Source organism: Falsibacillus albus, from assembly GCF_003668575.1.
GTDB lineage: Bacteria > Bacillota > Bacilli > Bacillales > DSM-25281 > Falsibacillus > Falsibacillus albus.
On the sequence record NZ_RCVZ01000015.1, the window covers coordinates 1 to 18,723 of the forward strand.

The 18,723-nt window shown below is 39.3% G+C and carries 22 protein-coding genes; 7 read left to right on the forward strand and 15 right to left on the reverse strand.

Going from position 1 to position 18,723, the window contains the following annotated elements:
* From D9X91_RS17645 to D9X91_RS23055, 3 genes are all read right to left on the reverse strand, one after another.
* On the reverse strand, window positions 1-500 hold a 500-nt coding region (locus tag D9X91_RS17645), incomplete at its 3' end, for a hypothetical protein (RefSeq protein ID WP_199738136.1).
* A 369-nt stretch (window positions 501-869) separates the two neighbouring features.
* On the reverse strand, window positions 870-1,505 hold the full coding sequence (locus tag D9X91_RS17650; RefSeq protein ID WP_121681981.1) for an FMN-dependent NADH-azoreductase: 636 nt from the start codon (window positions 1,503-1,505) through the stop codon (window positions 870-872).
* A gap of 222 nt (window positions 1,506-1,727) precedes the next feature.
* A complete protein-coding gene (locus D9X91_RS23055; protein WP_267900820.1) occupies window positions 1,728-1,862 on the reverse strand; it encodes a hypothetical protein in 135 nt (44 codons plus the stop codon).
* Window positions 1,863-2,030: 168 nt separating this feature from the next.
* Between D9X91_RS23055 and D9X91_RS17655 the strand changes: the two genes are divergently transcribed.
* Window positions 2,031-2,423, forward strand: a complete 393-nt coding sequence (locus D9X91_RS17655) for a DUF3139 domain-containing protein (RefSeq protein WP_158598354.1) — start codon at window positions 2,031-2,033, stop codon at window positions 2,421-2,423.
* A gap of 50 nt (window positions 2,424-2,473) precedes the next feature.
* Here the strand turns inward: D9X91_RS17655 and D9X91_RS17660 are convergent, their stop codons facing one another.
* From D9X91_RS17660 to D9X91_RS22770, 4 genes are all read right to left on the reverse strand, one after another.
* Entirely contained in the window at window positions 2,474-2,668 is a 195-nt protein-coding gene (locus D9X91_RS17660; protein WP_121681983.1) for a hypothetical protein, read from the reverse strand.
* A gap of 1 nt (window position 2,669) precedes the next feature.
* A complete protein-coding gene (locus D9X91_RS17665; RefSeq protein WP_121682068.1) occupies window positions 2,670-3,233 on the reverse strand; it encodes a P-loop NTPase family protein in 564 nt (187 codons plus the stop codon).
* 111 nt (window positions 3,234-3,344) lie between these two features.
* Window positions 3,345-4,208 carry a phosphotransferase family protein gene (locus D9X91_RS17670; protein ID WP_121681984.1) on the reverse strand — a complete coding sequence of 288 codons (864 nt, stop codon included), beginning with the start codon at window positions 4,206-4,208 and terminating at the stop codon, window positions 3,345-3,347.
* Window positions 4,209-4,230: 22 nt separating this feature from the next.
* Window positions 4,231-4,407 (reverse strand): hypothetical protein, encoded by a 177-nt coding sequence (locus tag D9X91_RS22770; RefSeq protein ID WP_199738137.1) that lies wholly within the window; start codon window positions 4,405-4,407, stop codon window positions 4,231-4,233.
* Window positions 4,408-4,555: 148 nt separating this feature from the next.
* On the opposite strand from D9X91_RS22770, the gene D9X91_RS17675 reads away from it, so the two are divergent.
* From D9X91_RS17675 to D9X91_RS17685, 3 genes are all read left to right on the forward strand, one after another.
* Window positions 4,556-5,452, forward strand: a complete 897-nt coding sequence (locus D9X91_RS17675) for a DMT family transporter (RefSeq protein ID WP_121681985.1) — start codon at window positions 4,556-4,558, stop codon at window positions 5,450-5,452.
* A gap of 195 nt (window positions 5,453-5,647) precedes the next feature.
* Window positions 5,648-6,910, forward strand: a complete 1,263-nt coding sequence (locus tag D9X91_RS17680) for an MFS transporter (RefSeq protein ID WP_121681986.1) — start codon at window positions 5,648-5,650, stop codon at window positions 6,908-6,910.
* On the forward strand, window positions 6,867-7,496 hold the full coding sequence (locus tag D9X91_RS17685; RefSeq protein ID WP_158598355.1) for a TetR family transcriptional regulator: 630 nt from the start codon (window positions 6,867-6,869) through the stop codon (window positions 7,494-7,496). The genes D9X91_RS17680 and D9X91_RS17685 overlap by 44 nt, the downstream gene beginning before the upstream one ends.
* Window positions 7,497-7,840: 344 nt before the next feature.
* Here D9X91_RS17685 and D9X91_RS17690 read toward each other — a convergent pair whose 3' ends face one another.
* Window positions 7,841-9,973: a GDYXXLXY domain-containing protein gene (locus D9X91_RS17690; RefSeq protein ID WP_158598356.1), complete on the reverse strand. Its 2,133-nt coding sequence runs from the start codon at window positions 9,971-9,973 to the stop codon at window positions 7,841-7,843.
* A 155-nt stretch (window positions 9,974-10,128) separates the two neighbouring features.
* On the opposite strand from D9X91_RS17690, the gene D9X91_RS17695 reads away from it, so the two are divergent.
* Window positions 10,129-10,659 (forward strand): 2'-5' RNA ligase family protein, encoded by a 531-nt coding sequence (locus D9X91_RS17695; protein ID WP_121681989.1) that lies wholly within the window; start codon window positions 10,129-10,131, stop codon window positions 10,657-10,659.
* Between the two features lie 258 nt (window positions 10,660-10,917).
* Here D9X91_RS17695 and D9X91_RS17700 read toward each other — a convergent pair whose 3' ends face one another.
* A complete protein-coding gene (locus tag D9X91_RS17700; protein WP_158598357.1) occupies window positions 10,918-11,445 on the reverse strand; it encodes a GNAT family N-acetyltransferase in 528 nt (175 codons plus the stop codon).
* Window positions 11,446-11,541: 96 nt separating this feature from the next.
* Entirely contained in the window at window positions 11,542-12,477 is a 936-nt protein-coding gene (locus D9X91_RS17705; protein WP_121681991.1) for a hypothetical protein, read from the reverse strand.
* Window positions 12,478-12,649: 172 nt separating this feature from the next.
* Between D9X91_RS17705 and D9X91_RS17710 the strand changes: the two genes are divergently transcribed.
* Entirely contained in the window at window positions 12,650-13,279 is a 630-nt protein-coding gene (locus D9X91_RS17710; protein WP_158598358.1) for an NUDIX hydrolase, read from the forward strand.
* A gap of 433 nt (window positions 13,280-13,712) precedes the next feature.
* On the opposite strand, the gene D9X91_RS17715 is transcribed toward D9X91_RS17710, so the two are convergent.
* The 5 genes from D9X91_RS17715 to D9X91_RS17735 all read right to left on the reverse strand — a co-directional run bounded on the left by D9X91_RS17715 (window position 13,713) and on the right by D9X91_RS17735 (window position 18,028).
* A complete protein-coding gene (locus D9X91_RS17715) occupies window positions 13,713-13,910 on the reverse strand; it encodes a hypothetical protein (protein ID WP_121681993.1) in 198 nt (65 codons plus the stop codon).
* A 330-nt stretch (window positions 13,911-14,240) separates the two neighbouring features.
* The gene (locus D9X91_RS17720; protein WP_233569838.1) at window positions 14,241-14,777 is read right to left on the reverse strand and encodes an RNA polymerase sigma factor; all 537 of its coding nucleotides are present in this window, start codon (window positions 14,775-14,777) and stop codon (window positions 14,241-14,243) included.
* A 15-nt stretch (window positions 14,778-14,792) separates the two neighbouring features.
* Window positions 14,793-16,772: a DUF6449 domain-containing protein gene (locus D9X91_RS17725; RefSeq protein ID WP_121681994.1), complete on the reverse strand. Its 1,980-nt coding sequence runs from the start codon at window positions 16,770-16,772 to the stop codon at window positions 14,793-14,795.
* On the reverse strand, window positions 16,747-17,646 hold the full coding sequence (locus tag D9X91_RS17730) for an ABC transporter ATP-binding protein (RefSeq protein WP_121681995.1): 900 nt from the start codon (window positions 17,644-17,646) through the stop codon (window positions 16,747-16,749). The genes D9X91_RS17725 and D9X91_RS17730 overlap by 26 nt, the downstream gene beginning before the upstream one ends.
* On the reverse strand, window positions 17,639-18,028 hold the full coding sequence (locus D9X91_RS17735) for a GntR family transcriptional regulator (protein ID WP_121681996.1): 390 nt from the start codon (window positions 18,026-18,028) through the stop codon (window positions 17,639-17,641). The genes D9X91_RS17730 and D9X91_RS17735 overlap by 8 nt, the downstream gene beginning before the upstream one ends.
* A gap of 248 nt (window positions 18,029-18,276) precedes the next feature.
* Between D9X91_RS17735 and D9X91_RS17740 the strand changes: the two genes are divergently transcribed.
* Window positions 18,277-18,690 (forward strand): VOC family protein, encoded by a 414-nt coding sequence (locus D9X91_RS17740; RefSeq protein WP_121681997.1) that lies wholly within the window; start codon window positions 18,277-18,279, stop codon window positions 18,688-18,690.
* The last annotated feature ends 33 nt before the right edge of the window (window positions 18,691-18,723 follow it).

The following is an 18,723-nucleotide window of genomic DNA, read 5'->3' on the forward strand; positions in this document are numbered from 1 at the left end:
TTCTGGTTCCCTTTATCACGAAATCCGCTTCTGACGGGCATCAGATCCCCATTCTGGTTCCCTTTATCACGGAATTCTCTTCCGATGGGCATCAGATCCCCTTTCTGATTCCCTTCATCACAGAATTTTCTTCCGATAGGCATCAGATCTCCATTCTGATTCCCTTTATCACGGAATCCACTTCTGACGGGCATCAGATCCCCATTCTGGTTCCCTTTATCACGGAATTCACTTCTGACGGGCATCAGATCCCCATTCTGGTTCCCTTTATCACGAAATTCTCTTCTGACGGGCATCAGATCTCCATTCTGATTCCCTTTATCACAGAATTTTCTTCCGACAGGCATCAGATCTCCATTCTGATTCCCTTTATCACGGAATCCACTTCTGACGGGCATCAGATCCCCTTTCTGGTTCCCTTTATCACGGATTTCTCTTCCGACGGGCATCAGATCCCCATTCTGGTTCCCTTTATCACGATATTCTCTTCTGACGGGCATCTGATTTCCTTACTAGTGTTTTCAAGCTCTTAATTTTAAATATGTAATATTCAGCTTGTAACTTTGGAATTTTTTACTTATAAAAGGTTTGATCGGCTTTTATCTTTTAACACTTTCGAAACATGCAAGTCGCCCTTCACCTATTCCAGCGGTCACTATTAGACCTCGCTTAATGTCTGGTTGTCCTCACCCACTTAGGGATCATACCCTAGGATTGGATTACATTCCTCAATAATATTCATTAAATAACATTTTTCCTCTCTAAGGAACACCATATTCGCTGCTGCGCTTGGTTCAGGAGAAAAATGTATAAAAAAGAACCAGCAATTTTTGCTGGTTCAATTTTTCCTCAATTTTTTTTAAACCGAATTAAAATGTTTTTGCAGCATCTTTTGCGCGGGCAATTGCGTTTGCTTTGATTTCTTCCGCTTTGTCCGGCATTGCATTGTGACCTTCAACAAAGATTCCATCGAAGGAAGGCACACCGAAGAACTGCATCAATACGGAAAGATAGCGATGCCCCATTTCCATCCCTGCTGCCGGACCTTCGGAATATACGCCTCCACGTGCTTGGATGTGAACCGCTTTTTTGTCTGTCAATAGACCGACCGGCCCTTGTTCTGTATACTTGAATGTCTTCCCGGCAACCGCCACTGAATCAAGATATGCTTTCATCACTGGCGGGAATGAGAAGTTCCATAATGGAGTGACGAAAACGTATTTGTCAGCTGAAACAAATTGCTCGCTCAACTCAGCCAAACGGCCAACCTTTGCTTGCTCTTCTGATGAAAGTTCTTCAAATCCTTTTCCTGTTTGGAGTTTTCCCCATCCGCTGAATACATCCGCATCGATTTGGGGGATATTTTCACGATATAGATCGATATGAACGACCTCATCATTCTGATTTGCTTCTTTATAAGAATCAATAAATGCCTTCCCGACTGCCATGCTGTAAGATTGAGTATCATCGTGTGGATGAGCAGTGATGTACAATACTTTTGCCATTATTAAACGTCCTTTCTAAATTAAGTATAAGATAGTTTGCTGCAACAAACAGAAAACCATTCGTTTCCGTTTGTCTTGAATTAATATATCTTTAATTCAGAGTAATTATAAAGGCGATATTTATATTTTGCAACTAATAAGTTTGTCGGGCGAAAAAATTCCGAATGTATTTAATATCAAAAATATATTCAAAAAAAAAAGAACTTTGTTAGTCAACAAAGTTCAATCCCTTGATTCAAAATAAGGATTTCCGCTGATCAATTTTCTTGCCTCTTCGGTCAGTTCGAATTCAAGATGCTCCATCCCAGTATCTTCGCTATGAAGACTGCCGTCAAAATGCACCGGCTTACCTTCCATACACACATCACCCCCAATTAGTTATTTAATAGTATGTACTACCATTTTACTATTTACTTATGATTTATTGCATTTATTTTTTGATTATTTAGAAAATAATATTTATTCCCATTGGATTTTAGTGTAAAATTACACTAAAATGATAAAAAATACAAAATGGAGGGAATCATGAAAAAGAAGTTGCTATCATTGCTGCTTATTGTTTTTTGTATCCTATTTGGAGGATTCGGTATATTGTATGATGGACTGTACGGAAATCCTTTCCGAGATTATTTGATGAAAAATGACACAATGAGATATTTAAATGATATCGGGTATACAAAAAATGATCTTTTGTCAGTAAGAACAAACTATTCTATGAAAATAAATTCGGATAAAGTCAAAGGAACACTTGCTAAGGTGACTTTCAAGGATGAGCCCCAAGACACATATATTTATTTTCAACAGAATTCTAACCAAAAAATTATCCAGGCATGCGACTACTTAGATGGGCACATAATGAAAAATAACTATACGCCTGAACGAAAACACATGCTTAAAAACTGCAAAAGCATCTACTAAACAGGGTATGCCCCATGGTGACAGGCACCAAGGGGGCATACCCTCTTGCTTCATTTGTATTTTTCTGCTTCTTCCTCGAGTTCTTTTTCGATTTCTTCATCTGGGACTAATATATTTTTTTCTTCTGTTTGCAGGTGGCGTTTTATTTCCCTGAGCTGCTGTTTGATTGTTGATAAACTATAGAGGACATAGATCACAAACAGAATCGGCAGGATGAATGTAAATATAGATAGGATGCCAGCCATTTTATTGTTCAATCACTCCTTTTGTTTGATGAACTCTTATGGATTCTTGTTCGATCGCTTCAATGTATGCTTTGATTTCCTTTTTATTTTTCAGTGTAATGACCTCATTATTTGACCCTTTTGCCAGAAAGTCTTGAAATCGTACATTCATTTTTTCTTTTCGAGGAAAATAAGTCGTCCAAATGAATTTGAGAAATTCCCAATCAAGCTTTTCCTTACAGCCTTCCCCAAGATCCGGACGTGTCCTGCCAATGTTTTTCAGCCATCTTTTGAATACTCGAAAAAGACATACGCGGCGGGGCAGCTCCAGGTAGATGATCGTATCAGCTTTCTCTGCTCTGATTTCATATGTATTGGTGTAATTCCCTTCCATGATCCATGAATTTCTTTCCGCAATATTTCTCTGTGCAGAAGAAAAATCTTCAAGGCTCGCTTGAACCCAGCCCGGCTTCCAAAAGTATGCATCCAAATGAAATACTGGAATATTCAAAGCTGTCCCTAGCCTTTTTGCAAACGTTGATTTCCCTACGCCAGCACTTACCCCAATCACCATGATCCTTTTCATGAATTCCTCTTCCCCCTTTTCCACACTCATTTTTCCATTATAGACCAATTATCTGAATATAGGGGAAATACTTTTTCTAATTGTCAAATAAATTCGCAAAAAAAATCAGGATTATCCATCCTGACATGCGTTTTTCCAATATTTCCAGGCAACCATATACTCTTCAAGATCATTAGGATGATGAATCAGACAAGTCCCCATCCGCAAAAACAAGCCTATTAAGACCTCTCCATATAAGAAATGCCCACATATAGCGTGATAGCCATTTAATTCTGCTGCTGCACATTCGATTGTTTCACGGGACAAATCATCTGGTGATGAGCAAAAGGCATAAATCAAGTCATACAATGGATCTCCATAAATGGGAGTTGGATCGATCACACCACTTAAATCGCCATCATTGAATAAAAAATTATGAACCCCGCAGTCTCCGTGAATCAAGAATGGAGCATCCAAATATGAATAGCGTTCAGGTTGATCGACTAGCCCGCGTACATATTGAATATCCTCCACACTCAAGAATCCTTGTAGCAGTCCCGACGTTTCTTCGATCCTCCCATGCAAAAACGCGCGCCATGAATCCTTCTCCTCACCAAGCCAGCCCCACTTGGCATGATCCTCTTCTTTCTTGTAATGGTTGATTGCCTCATGAACCAAGATTTTTAACATTTTCTTTTTATGTCTTCGGGTATAATTTGTAGAACCCTGTAAGAATGTGTATACGATATAGCGATTAGCAGGATCTTGATACACTAGATCAGGAAAGTGCTTGACCGATTGATAATTCTGTAAAAACCCTGCCTCTGCCGATAAGACTGTTTCCTCATTCAATTTCACTACAAAGCGATGGTGATCACGTTCAAGCAGTAGAAATACTTCGCTGGATGTGCCCCCGGAAAGCGGCACGACTTGGATACTGGTGTCAGAAATTATTTGTTTCACAGTTAATTCATTAATGATTTCTCTTATGTCCATATTTCACCTTCATCATTTTAAATCAAGAGCCACCTGGACCCATGTAGCGATTATCCCCCTGAACGTAATTGGAATCATCCCCAGGTTTTGCGTGCGGGTGTGTTGTGGTCTCAGGGTTATTGTTGTTTTTCTTTCTTCGACGATCAATGTAATAGGCAAATCCGATCGCTCCTGCAATTGGTATGAGTAGCCAAATCATCCAATCCCCTCCTTTTTACCATATTAACACAATATTCCATTTATTTTTTGATTTTTCTTACTCCACTACAGCTTTGCTTGAAAAAGATTCGATGGCACATCAATCAAAAACCTGAGATAATAAAAGAAAAAAAGGTGGAAATGTTCGAATGCGCATCTATGGAGCACTTATTTCACTGAGTTTGATTTGGGGTCTATCATTCGTTTTTATTAAATGGCTTTCAGAATTTGCAGGTGTCTGGGGAACTGTATTCATCCGCTGCTTAGCAGGAGCGGTCATCCTCCTTCCGATTCTATACATAAAGAGAAAGGAAATCATCAGACCGATTCCGTGGAAAAACTTGATCATCGTCGGGATTTTGAACTGCGGACTCCCATGGGGATTGATTTCCTTAAGTGAAACGGCACTAAACAGCAGTACAGCTGCTGTATTGAATGCAATGACACCGATTTGCACCGGCTTAATCGGGTTCCTTTTCTTTTCAAACAAACTTAATCGAATGCAATGGGCGGGCATCTTCATTGGGTTTATTGGTATTTGGGTGTTGATGGGTGCTCACGTAAAACCGGTAGAAACTTTTAGCTTTGTCGGTTTTGGCACGATGCTCCTCGCCACTATCTGCTACGGGTCGGCATCACAGTTCACTAAGCATTATTTGAATGGGGCAGGAGTCGTTTTGATCACGACCGTTTCCTTACTGACGGGGTCGTTGATCGGGCTGTTGGGAATGATTTTGTCAGGTCCTTCAATGACAGAACCTCTTTCGGGTGAAGTATGGATATCCATTATTGGTTTGGGATGTTTCGGTTCAGGTATTGCCACACTCCTCTATTTTTATATCATGACAAAGGGAAGTCCGGAGTTTGCCTCTACTGTCACCTATATCATACCCGCTACAGCAATGATTTGGGGATATGTCCTCCTTCATGAACATATCACGAAAAACTTAGTGATCGGTTTGTTGATCATCTTTACCGGCATTGCCATGACCAAGGCAAGGAAAAGAAAAATCATCGGTGGGCAACCGGCAAGAAAACACGCCTAATCACTCTTTTGAACTGCATTTGCAGTTCTTTTTTTGTGCCTCATTTATCATTTATTCAACATGCTTCTTAAATACCGTAATTGACAATACACGACGACACTACATTTTTTCAAAAATATCCCAATCACCCTTGATAAATGACATCACCGTCATTTATAATAATGACAAAGATGTCATTTTAAAAGGGGTATGTAAATGAAAACATTATTCAGGAATAAACAGTATTTGTTTTTGATTTGCGCACAAATCGTCTCAAGCCTTGGGGATTGGCTGAATATTTTAGCTCTATTGATCCTTGCCGGTGTGGATTTTCACGCTTCTCCATTGGGCATCACTTTGTTGATGCTTTGTTTCTCGATTCCAATGACGCTTTTTGGCCCATTTACTGGGGTATTCGCCGACCGATATGATCGCAAAAAGTTGATGGTTGCTGCCGATCTCATCCGGGCAGCAGCCGTATTCGGAATCGTTTTTGCCCCTGCTTTGTGGACTGTCTACATCTTGGTCTTTCTCCAAAGTTCATTTTCAGCGCTTTTCACTCCTGCCAAAAATGGAAAATTGAAAGAAATCATTCCTGATGATCAAATGCAACAAGCGGTTACGATCAGTGCCATGATCGATCAAGTCAGCAAGATCATCGGACCGGTCCTCAGCGGTTTGTTAATTTCGGCATTCAGCACCAAGGCTTCTTTTTATATAGATGCCGCAACGTTCATCCTATCAGCCATCTTTTTATCACAATTAACCATCAGTGTCCCCAAGAGAATATCAGAGAATCATTCCAAGAAGAAAAACCGTATCTTTCATGATATGATGGACGGCTTTTCCTTCATTCGCTCTATTCCGATATTGTTATTAGGGCTTTGTGTTCTTAGTTCCGTTCTCTTAGTGCTACAGATTGCTGATAATCAAATCATCATCCTTCTTAGAGAAGTTCCGCATTCACCTGTGAAAATATTTGGCTACGCAATGGCAGCATCTGGGGCCGGCATGTTCATCATGTCCATTATCTTGGCGAAAAAAGAAATCAAGTCTGCTCATGCCTTTATTTCAATAGGATCGGTGGGAATCGGTGCCGGCTATGCATTAATGGTGTATTTAGTCCATCAGCCGGTCAATATCATTATGGCATGTCTTCCATTATTGGGTATGCTTGTTGGTATGAGTGCAGCTGCCGTATTCATCCCTTTCAATGTCATGGCGCAAAAAACAACGCCAGTAAACCTAAGCGGAAGGATATTTGGTACAATAAACAGTATGACTTCGGGAGCAGCCATAATCGGGATGGTGCTTGGAGGCATCCTCGTGGAACTATTTGGCGCCGATACTACTTTTCTGTTGTCAGGAAGTTTTCTGATTATCATAGGGATTGCAGCCATCCTATCAACAGTATTTTTAAAAGGAAGTGATATGTTTGCCAAAGGTAACCAAGGATCACAAAAGAAAGCGCAAGGCTGAAATAGCTGAGGCAGCACGTAAAATTTTCATTCAAAAAGGCTTTGAGCAAACCACCATGACAGATGTTGTGAACTTTACAGGCTTCAGCAGAGGCAGCGTATATCAATATTTCTCAAGCACAGATGAAATGTTTCGCTTCCTGACTGATCAAAGTGATTCTGGGTTCGAGAATACAATCCAGACACTTCTTCAAAAGCATGGATCTGCTTGGAATGCAATTGATGAATATTTAGCTGCCATCCAAGAGAATTTTATTGATAACGAGCTGGGCTTTGGGATTGTTCAGTTCGAATACTTCATAAATAGTGCGCGAAAAGAAGAACGGGCAAATTATTTATTGACTCGGTACAATTCAGCAGTGAAGAGTTTTTCCGACCTGATTCACCATGGCATTCAAAACGGTGAGTTCAAACCGATCCAGCCGGTTGAAGCGATTGTTCTCTTTTTCATTAATGTAACGGATGGTTTACTGATGCAGCGCCTCCTGACGATCAACATTCTCCCCCCTTCAAAAGTTTATGTAAGCGAACAGCTTGAAGGACTGAAAATATATTTAAAACAGGTGCTTCAATTTCACAAAGAATAAAAGTATTTCTGCGGTTTATATTGCAGAAAGAACCAAAAATGCTCACTGGATAATATCCAATGAGCATTTTCCTCTTTGCATAGACCTATTCATTGTCATCATGTTTCTTCCAAACAACTAAAATCAATATCTTACAGTGCTTTACTCAGGGTAACGATTGATTTATCTGCGAAAATTAAAATATATCTGCGAATTTGTAATTATATCTGTGAATACGGACCATATATCTGCGAAAATCCCAATATATCGATTATTCTACAAATTTCTACAAAATCTGACACCTCCATTATAACTCAGATAACCCAGAAACTGTGCAGGAAACCGTTTGGAAATATGACAGCCGGTTATTCCTTTGTCAATTTATAGATGATCGCATTCCCATTTTCACTGACTCTTACGTAAGCGGTATTGGCGCCGTTGCTAAATACACGCTGAATATCATCGGCAAGAAAATATTTTTCGATCCCGTATTCAATATTTTCCCAGCCGACATACGTACCATTTATGATGACATCTCCAGCTTCCTTTTCATAAGGTTTGTTCCAATTTCCATCATGCTGATAATAGCCTGCATACTTCCAATATCCATCCAGGTCCTTTCTTAGAACAACCTGAATTTTCCTTTTCGCTTGGAGCTTATTTTGCAATTCAGGGATCGTGTTGATGTTATAATTGATATGCAGATAATCTCCTTGCATAAACGAACGCAATTCCATCGGCTCTATGGATAGTCGAATATAAGATCCGCTTCTCAGCAAGTTCTCATTCGATGCCGCCTGATAGCTGATCAACCCGATCTGCAGTAGGACCACAACCAGGATCGGGAGCCCTTTTTTCTGTACAAATGATACTCCCTCCCTGACTTTTTCAGGATATTTTCTATCAAAATAAATGGAAAAAGCTAGAAAGATGATTCCCATTATGAGAAGGGACAGGGATTTATTGAACAAATTCCATGCTAGATCGTAATATTTATTGGCAAGAAATATGAACCAAAATATCCAGCCGATGCACCACTCGATGTGCATTTTATTTCGCTTTGAGATATAAATAATCACGATCATCAACACGAAAAAGCCGATATTGTATAGGAAGTATAGTGCAGAAGGGATGTTTTCCAGCATTGTCAGCCCTAAGAAATTGGACAAACCGAGGACAATTGCGGTCCACCTTATTTGTTTCTCCATTTTCCTTAGAAAATAGCATGATAGATTCAAGACGAATATTATTAACCCGATCCATCGGAATTCATGCGTCCATTGATTGAGAAGGATAAATGCCTCTGCATTAATAAGCAAATAATGAAACACCCTCATGCCGATGGACGAAACTCTCCACATCCCCAGAATCAAAACGGCAAGAAGAAATACTTGATAAAATACTTTGTCATTGAACGAAGAGGAAAGGAACATGATGGCATAGCCAGTCGAAAGCATCGTGTAGCGGATGGGAGGCGTCCATTTAAAATAAAGTGATGGCGCTGCAAGTATGATTAAACTAAGAAAAAACCAGATGGCGAAGTTAATATCACTGAAGATTAATGTAGTGATGCCAAAAATCGCCGCAACGGCAAAAATGGTGGCAATGAACGTCACGCTCATGATGATCATGTTCCGAAGGACTCGATTCATGGGATGTGAACTGATGTATTTTAGAAGCCATACACTGCCAGCGACCAATAAGACGGCTGCGCCCAAAAGTATAAAGAAAAAGAACTCTTGATAAAACTCTGACATCAGTTCAAGCCCTTTCATGACGATGAAAACTGCTGAAGCAGTTCCTGTAAGGAAGACCAGCCCTTTATGGGGATTGACTTTAAGGAAATAATAGAATGATAAGGTGAGCAAAACAATATATAAAGCATTCATGAACCAGCCAAATCCATGAAATTCATGGACGATGCCCAAATAAAGTGAATATAAGTGAAAGATGATCAGTCCCATATATTTGATGACCGGGGAATGAAAAATCCCCTTTGCTGCAAAAGATGCCAATAAAAGATTGACGATCGCGGCTGAAAATAATAATATAAACTCTTTCCAAGGCACCCAATCTATCGAGTATCCTTGTGGGTCATAATAGAATGCAAATGCAAGGTTGGCCAAAATGAAGCTCATGATGTAAAAGGGCTGATACTTCGTAACGATGGAAAATATTAGTGCAGGCAAAAGCCAGATTAAAAATAGCCAATAACTGTCTGCGTGGGAATTATAGATCTGACCGATAAGACCGACTGATATCCCGAAAGAAACGGCCCCTGCGACCATCGTCCATCTGCTTAAGAATAGATGCCTTTCTAATAGCTTTGATACGATAAAGCTCACTAAATAGAATATAATGAAGATTGATACGCTAAAAACGACTTTTTCTTCTCGGTCAAATCCCTGCCAATTAGAAGCAAAAAAGTAAGATATCCCTGCAAGAAGCAAACTTATCGCCATTAAGTAACCCGTTCGGATCAATCGAAGCTGAGCCATTTCCAATCCCCCTTTGTCAAACAAACATTTTCTGCTGATGGTTTTTACACATCGTATATAAGTCATAAAGGCTATAATTAAATATATGTTTTGCTGGATTAAGAATACTTACAAACGATCGCATTAATATCTTTTACAGTTAGGATTGATGAAATATGTACGCTGCGGTGCTTCATTTTGAAGATAAAGCAGAAAAGGAGATCAAAAGAATTTGGCATTCATTATCCAAAGAAGGTATCACGGATTATGCATTTGAAATCAAACATCGCAATCCACACATCACAATGGCAAGCTATGAACAACTTCCGTTAGATCAATTTGAAAGTGAATTTATGAGCCACTTTAATCATGTTTCCAGCTTCACTCTTTCCTTTCAAACATTGGGAACCTTTATCCAATCAGGAGCTCTCTTCCTGTCACCGGTACCTACTGGTTCATTCATGCAGATTCATGAGGATTATCACCGAAATTTTATAAAGTATCAGGACCCAAATTCATTATATGTTCCAGAAAAATGGATCCCCCATTGTACATTGGCCAATCGTTTAAATGATGCAAAGCTTCTGGAAGCATTGCATCACTGTACTCGAATTCTTGGTCCCATTCAGGCCAAGGTGACGGAAGCTGCACTCATTCAAGTGTGCAAAGATGAAGCTCCGACTTTGTTCAAAGCTGAATTAATTTAACACAAGGATGAATCATTAATGATGAATTTGGTCCTTTTTGTAAAAGGTATTGATCTCATATGGGGTCTTGATTCTTCAGCTAAATCATTTTCTTTCTTCATCGTTTCATTTTGAAATATCCGGAAAATAAAGCTGTTAGTATACTGCTGTTTCATCCGTGCAAGAATTCGCTTCCTACGGGGCCTCACCTGTCCCGCTGATCCCGCTGGAGTCTAAGTCTTGGACTCCTTTTAACAGCTTGAAATTTACTTAAATCTGTCAGCTTAGTACTTTTCCCATTATTACTTGTAAGTTATTTTCCGAGAGAACAGGGGCATCTTTTTTAATTAATTTCCACCCTTCCTTTATGTATAAATTAATTGCCGGCCTATTATCGGTGCCAGTAGTTAAAACAGCCGTTTTAAGATTAATGTTCTGCAATAAAGTGTCATGCAATTTACTTGCTATACCAAGTCGTTTATATGAATGGTTTACTGCTATTTCAACAAATTCAAAACAATTGGATAACCAAGTATCCCTCTCAATCGCTGATAACTGATAGGCAATTTTTTCTCTATAAAACTGGCCAGGCAAACTTTCATATCCATATGTAAAACCAATTAAATTACCCTCTTCATCTAAGGCTTTCAAACCGAAAAAACCATGATAATTTGCATGTTTCTTTATATTTTTTATAGCATGTTCCTTATCTTCAAGTGAATATTCCTTTCCTAAAAATGTCCTACAATATAGTTCTCCAATTTTTTCTATGTCAGAGTCATTATCATAAAATTGTACAATTTCCACATTTCTCACCCTATTATAGTACCTCCCAAAAATTAATTATTTTGTAATATGTAGTTTTTCAACTCTCAAGGAAAATCAACAATCTACATCGTTTTTTTATTTCACATCAAATGAAGTTTGTTTTCCGTGATCCAAACACTGTTTTTGAAAGGTCAGCAAAGCTGCCCCATGTTCAAACGGGAAGGAAGCTAGAATATGCATGGCAAATGGATCAGTTGTATCGGCCTCGGCTTGAAGAAATGTAAATCCGTATTCCTTGGAGAATAGAAGTTGCAACGAAACTATAAGCCGCAAATGCTCCATATGTTCATGGTTGACTGCTCCACACCATCCCAATTCACATGTATCAATGCGCTCTTCCCCATGATGAAGGAATGAGTACACCATAGGCTCCCCTTCCTTAATCAGCACATAGCTTCCTTCTTTGATGAGATCATTTTGAAAAACTAATCCTTCCCATCTGGATAGAGAAAGTGATGCTACAGGGTTAGCCAGGTGCGTTTCTTCATATGTATGTTTGACTAGTTTTATCAATTTTTCTTTTAAGCAAATATCCTCGGAAACTTCTTGAAGGGTTAAGAGGATATATCCATTTGGAACAGTGGTATTACAGCCTATCCTATGATTCCTTAGCGGAAGTGTCGGCATGAATGTCTTCCGCATTTCATAAAAGCCATTCTGTTCATAAATCAGTTTAAGACGGAGATTGGATTCCCATATGGAAGTCTGCATGGGGATATCTGATGACAGTACACTCTCAAGTTGTCCCAATAGTGCATTGGCCACAGATGGATCACAATCATGGGATAGTTTCATTGCGATGTAGTGACAATAAGGATGAAAGTAGTTTTTCCACGATGTCGCAATCCCCATCAACTCCCCGGCCACCTTCCCAGTATAACTGCTTATTCGGGAACCTTCCTTTATCATTTTTAGTACATCTACATGAACATCTTCCCAGCAGGCAGCTTCCTGCAACGACTCTTCATTCTCTCTATCGTATCGCGAAATCTCAATTTCATTCGATTTCACCTCATTCATCCTCCCTATTTCGTTGGTGCCTGTCACCAAGGTGCAGGGTCTGTTTATTATTTCTTCATGAAGTTCCATTTCCCTTTTTTTACATTTTTTCTGAATGCATTTCTATTTTTCGATATAATTGAAGTTAAATAGAATTTTAATGATGAGGATTGTAGGTGTTCGAATGGAAGAGACTCTAAACATATTCAATGAAAACTATCAAAGGATTGGCGAGGCATCGAGAGATGAGGTACATGATAAAGGATATTGGCATGAGACGTTTCAATGCTGGTGTTACTCATGTTTTGAGGGAACTCCATATATTTACTTTCAAATGAGGAGTCCAGAGAAAAAGGATTATCCTAATCAATTGGATATCACTGCTGCCGGCCATATCCTGGCCAATGAAACCTTGGAGGATGGTGTGCGTGAGCTGGAGGAGGAACTGGGGATCGAATCAGTTGACCCGGATGAATTAGAGTATGCGGGTATGATAAAAAATGAAATCATCACAACTTCCATCACCGATCGTGAATTTTGTCATGTGTATTTATACCAGTTAGTTGAAGGATTTCAATTTGATATTCAAGAAGAGGAACTTTCAGGTATCTTCCATACACCATTGGAAGAATTCATCAAGCTCATAGAAGGTGATGCGAAGTCAATCAAGGCAGATGGCTTTTTCCAGAAAGACATGTGTCGAGTTGAAAAGACATTGGAAGTCACAAAAGAGGATTTCGTTCCACATGACCATGCTTATTATAAGGCACTTGGCCCCGTCTTTAGGGGAATTACAGATCCTAAACCAAAATAATAAAAGCTTGGAGCATCGTTCCTCCAAGCTTACTTTTCTGGACATATTAATTGACTCACCGCATGTAATGAAGTGTTTCAATCATGCCCCATTGCTTATTCTTCTTCCAAAATTTCATCTATATCTACGTATTCAATCGAAAAATCCTCTTCCGCAAAATCGGCCGTTTCCGCTAATAATTGATCAATATCCATTGCGTGATACCTCCTCAATTAATGGAATGATGCTGACGATAGCCTGTGGATCATTCCCCTTTACTATACCATTCGACCATGGTTTTGAAACTATGGGGGTCGATTACATTTTGATTAAATCTATGTAATGGGCTTGTCATATTTCTATTCTGTAAAAACTTTCCCGGCATGAACCATAATGATAAATTTAATCCGATTGCGTCAATTCAGATACTGGAAGCATTGGAGAGAAGCTGCATTCACTTGCTGTCGAGCAGTGAATAGAAGATGTTATCAAACTGGCATTGGTGGCAGGTCACCTTTAGCAACGCTTTTCCATATTCGTTGATGTTCACCACTTCGGCGCGCAAGATGCCTTTATGTTGCGGCATTTGAGACCAGGGGAGAATTCGCCTGCAGTTTTTGCAGGATATTACGTGGTCAATTCCATCACTCATTACGATCCCCCTATTCAAATTTGACTATTTACATAGTACATTCTTTTAAAAAGATAATCTACATATATTCCTAGAGTTATTGTGGAATATGGAAATTGGAGGGAATGGTATAAATTTGGATTGTTTTTAGAGTGAAAATGCCTTTCATTGAAATTCATCAAAACGTTTCAACTAAAAAAAATGCCCTCATTCCCATGTTGGATTAGAAATAATCAAACATGGAGGATGAGAGCTCAATCATTTTTAATTTTATTATCTCCAGCCATTAAGAAGGCCTCCTTCAAAATCACCTGAAGAAATGCATCAATTTTTTCCATTACAGCTCATAATTCATGCGCTTTCACGGCAGTTCATCATTAATTTTAACTGTTTTCTCGCACGATACATTCTCGTTTTTACAGTGGCAGGTTTTAGATGAAGTTTTTCAGCAATTTCATGCTCCTTCAAGCCAAATTGGATGCGGAGCAGAAATACTTCTTTTTGGCAATCAGGCAGAAGGAGAATTTTTTCATGAATATTCTCTTTCATGAACAGCAGTTCCACTTCGTTTTCTACAATACCGCTTTCTTGATTTCCTTGTTTAATAATGGTGATATCGGTATCATCGACCATAGTTTCTTTTAATCTCTTTTCTTTGCGGATGAAATCGATAGCGGTTCTCGTTGCAATTGATGACAGCCAGGCACCGAGCTTATTCTGATCTTCAATGGAATCCATTTTTTTATAGGCTTTGAGAAAGGTTTCCTGCATGATATCTTCCGCCAATCCAACATCTTTGATCATGCGATAGCCGATTTGGTAAATCAGCTTATGAAACTTGGCAAAAACCTCATCAAAACCCATTCTGGACTCAAAAATCACGTCCATCTTGTTCCCCCCCGATTATTTTAATTGCCCCAGTATGCTGACCGGAACTCCCTCTTTTCCGTGATAGTAGATTTCTGGCTGCTTCGAATCATTAAAATATATTGCTGAAACATACTTGTTTCCGCCACTCCAAATGGCTTTCTTCAACATCTGTTCAATTTCACTTTTTCCAGAGAACTTGATGCCTTTCCCATCCTTCACTAGTTCCTCCATCCGCTTGGAGGTATCTGTATCTACGTATTTATCCATATTGAAATACATTGCATCCGTGATGATGATCTTTGAAACATCGTTTTCGGTGATTTCGATTTGCTGGAATAAACCTTCGCTTGTCAGCCATTCTTTAAAACGTTGCTGACTCTCATCCATCGATATGAAAATGTTTTTATTATCATTGAGATGGACGTTAATTCGATAAAAGGAATCTTTTTGCTGCTTCATCGATTCATAGCTTTCCTCAACCGCATCTTTCTTTAAGGCATCCATTGCCTGTTTGACCTTTTCAGGATCGGAAATGACAATTTTTTTCGGCTCAATCTGACCAGATTCTACTGATATGAAGTCCGCATCATCATTTTTGACATTTAAAATATCATCTTTCGTCTTCTTGTATTCCGTCGATTCATAAATCGGCTTCAAATACTTATCATATTTGCCTGAATCAAACGTATATTGTCTGACGATCTTTTTACCGTTCTTTAAATAATAGACGATGAAAGATGTTTGAACATGATGGCCCGCATATTTCTTGAAATGATTTCCTTTTTCATTTTCTGCAATGGCTTTTTGCAATTCCTGCACTCGTTTAATATTTTCAACGCTTTTCAAGAATTTGGGCTTGTTCACCTCTTCTGGAGAACGGTTGCCCTCAAAAGTATAGTACCATTCGCTTAAATGGACCTTTTCGATATTATCCAGTTTTGGCACCTTGGTCCCATATTGGAAAACATCCCAGTGGAACAGTACTCCAAGGAATAGGACAAAGACCGCATACCCTGCAAACCCCTTCCAATGAAACGTGATTCTCCAGGCTTTCTGAAGGAGCATTTCGGCAAGATAATAGCCCATGATTGAACCTGCAATATACCCGAAGACGGCCCAAGACCAATCATGCTGCATCTGGCCAAAGTATGCCCCTCCAACAAGCATTGTGCAGAATGCGACACAATACTTAAAAATCGGCTTGAGGATTGGAAATGAAAGTGCTTGTGATACCCCTTCCAGCTTTCTTTGTTTATATAGGTAGATTGAAGCCAGGTACAGAATCACCGTCACGCCTATATAAAGCCATATTTCCGTTCCGGACAATGGTGAGTTCTTCAAGTTGATGCTCCTAATGAGAGGGGAATACTTCTCGATTTCCCTTCCCAAAAAATAATCCTGCGGAAAACCGATCAAGAAATAATCGAGATTGAAGCAGAAAAGCACCATTATACCTGCAGGAAAAATGAGAAAGATATACGTCAAGACCGCTTGAACCGCGGAAATCCCTGTCAGCATCCCTACAAAAATCCCAGACGTATATAGAATTGCATTGATGAGCAAAGTGGCGCCAACCCAAACAAATATTTCATGCACTTGAATATATTCCGAAAGTTCCATTGCTTTTACTTGGATCATAATGATGACGGCTGTTAAAACTACCGGTACAATCAAATAAAGACTACCGACAGCAGAATAATGGAATAATAGCTTTTCTCTCTTTATCGGCAGACTGTGCATCATATCCGAGGATTTTTTCACTTGCATATAGCGAAATAAAAAGACCGATAGCATTACCGGAATAACAAGGAATAAGATAAATTGAAACTCAGTAACTACGTCAAACAAACTGTCATACATCGGTGTAAAGTTCCTATCCGGAGAATAGAGCATCTGAATCTGGAGCGGCAAACTGAAAAGAAGACCGAGGAAATATATGATGCCGACCCAACCGACGCTTCTATTAATCTGCTTGAATATTTCTCTATTAATCGATGATGTTTTCGATGGCATATCCGACATCCCCCATTTCATGAATAAATATTTCTTCCAGGGTGAGCGGGAGGAGATCCAAAATGACCGGATTGTATTTTTCAACAGCCACTAAAATATTTTCTTCCTGCCCCTTGACGATCAGCAGCAACACACTTCCTCGCTGTTCTGAATGCAGCAGTGGAAGCTCATTCATAATCTCCTTTGGAACGTCCCCTTTAAATGCAAGCTGAACTTTATGAATGGATGTCTTCAAATCATCCAACTCTTTTTCGAATAATAGGTTCCCTTGATGAAGGACCCCTACATGATCACAAATATCCTCTACTTCACGGAGATTGTGGGAGGAAATGAGAATCGTCATTTCACGCTCAGCCACATCCTCGATCAATAGAGACTTAACTCTCTTTCGCACGACGGGATCAAGACCGTCAAGCGGTTCATCCAGGACGAGTAATTCAGGCATGGATGAAAGTGCTAGGATAAATGCGGCCTGTCGCTGTACACCTTTTGAAAATTTGTGGAGCTTTTTCTTTGGATCAATGCCGAATTCCATCTGAAGCTTTTGAAAACGTGCTTCATTCCAGCTTTTGTATGTACTCCCATAAAAAATTCCCATCTGCTGCAAGCTATATTGGGAGAAGAAAAATGGTGCATCCGGGATGAAAAAGATTCTTTCTTTCAAATCCATATTTTCATATATTTCTTTTCCATCGACCAAAACGGTCCCCTTCTCCTGCCTATAGATTCCTGAAAGGATTTTAAGGAGCGTCGTTTTTCCAGCACCGTTCGATCCAAGCAGGCCGTAGATGGATCCTTTTTTCACTCCAAATGTTATGTTATCCAATATTCGAGTTCCTTCAATTGATTTCTGTATGTCCTTGAACTTAATCATTAGTATGCCCTCCCCCCAATGCTGCTTCGACATCTTTGATCAGTGATATTAAATCCTCAATGCTCAAACCCAGATACATCGCCTCTGAGAGCAATTTTCGGAGATCACCCTTCACTTTTTTTAGTTTTTGCGAATCTTGTATTTCGGCCGATGGTGTCACAAAACTTCCTCTTCCTTTAACCGAGTAAATGAATCCTTGCGTTTCCAGCTCACGATAGGCTTTCTGGATTGTGTTTGGATTAATGGTCAATTGGCTTGCAAGGGAACGGACAGACGGAAGCTGCTCATCCTCCTTCAAGACTTCATTTATGATCAATTCCTTTAATTTTTCCACAAGCTGTTCATAAATTGGTTTGCGGCTCCTTAAATCCAACTCAAACATATACACCCTCCCGTCTGTATCAAGTGTACTATGTGTCTTAATACAGTTAAATTATATGACAGATCATTCCAAATGAGAAGACCTTTTTCAAAAAAGTTCCTTTTTTTATTAAATTTTCTAAATTAATACATCAAATGAAGTTGAAAAAAATATTTGTGATTAAAAAAATCAGTGTCATAATAAAAGGAAAGTGAATCTTTAAGGAGAATAAAAAAAGTAGTAATAATACAAGAAGGAGATGTTCTCAGATGAAACAAAGCTTTTCATTCGGAAATATCGTGCCATTGATTCCTGCCCTCCATCTTGATGAAACGATAGCCTTCTATGTAAAGGAATTGGGCTTCACCAAAATATTTCAAGACGAAGACTCCGGATACACCGGCCTTTGCCGGGACGATGTCGAACTACACCTCTACAAAACGGAAGATCAAGCACTCTCAAAACAGCTTGCAGAATGGACCGTCATCCGCCTACAGACCTCCAAGATCGAAAAGCTCTATCGTATCCTCAAAGATAAAGATTTCTTGCACCCAAATGCCAACAAAATCGAACTGAAAGAATACGGATTGAAGGAATTTTCAATCGTCGATCCGAGTGGAGTGCTGATTACCTTTTATGAAAACCCGAGGCATTTCGGAAACATAACCGCGGTCGATTTCTGACAAGATCTATCAAATAAAAAAGGGATGGCACCT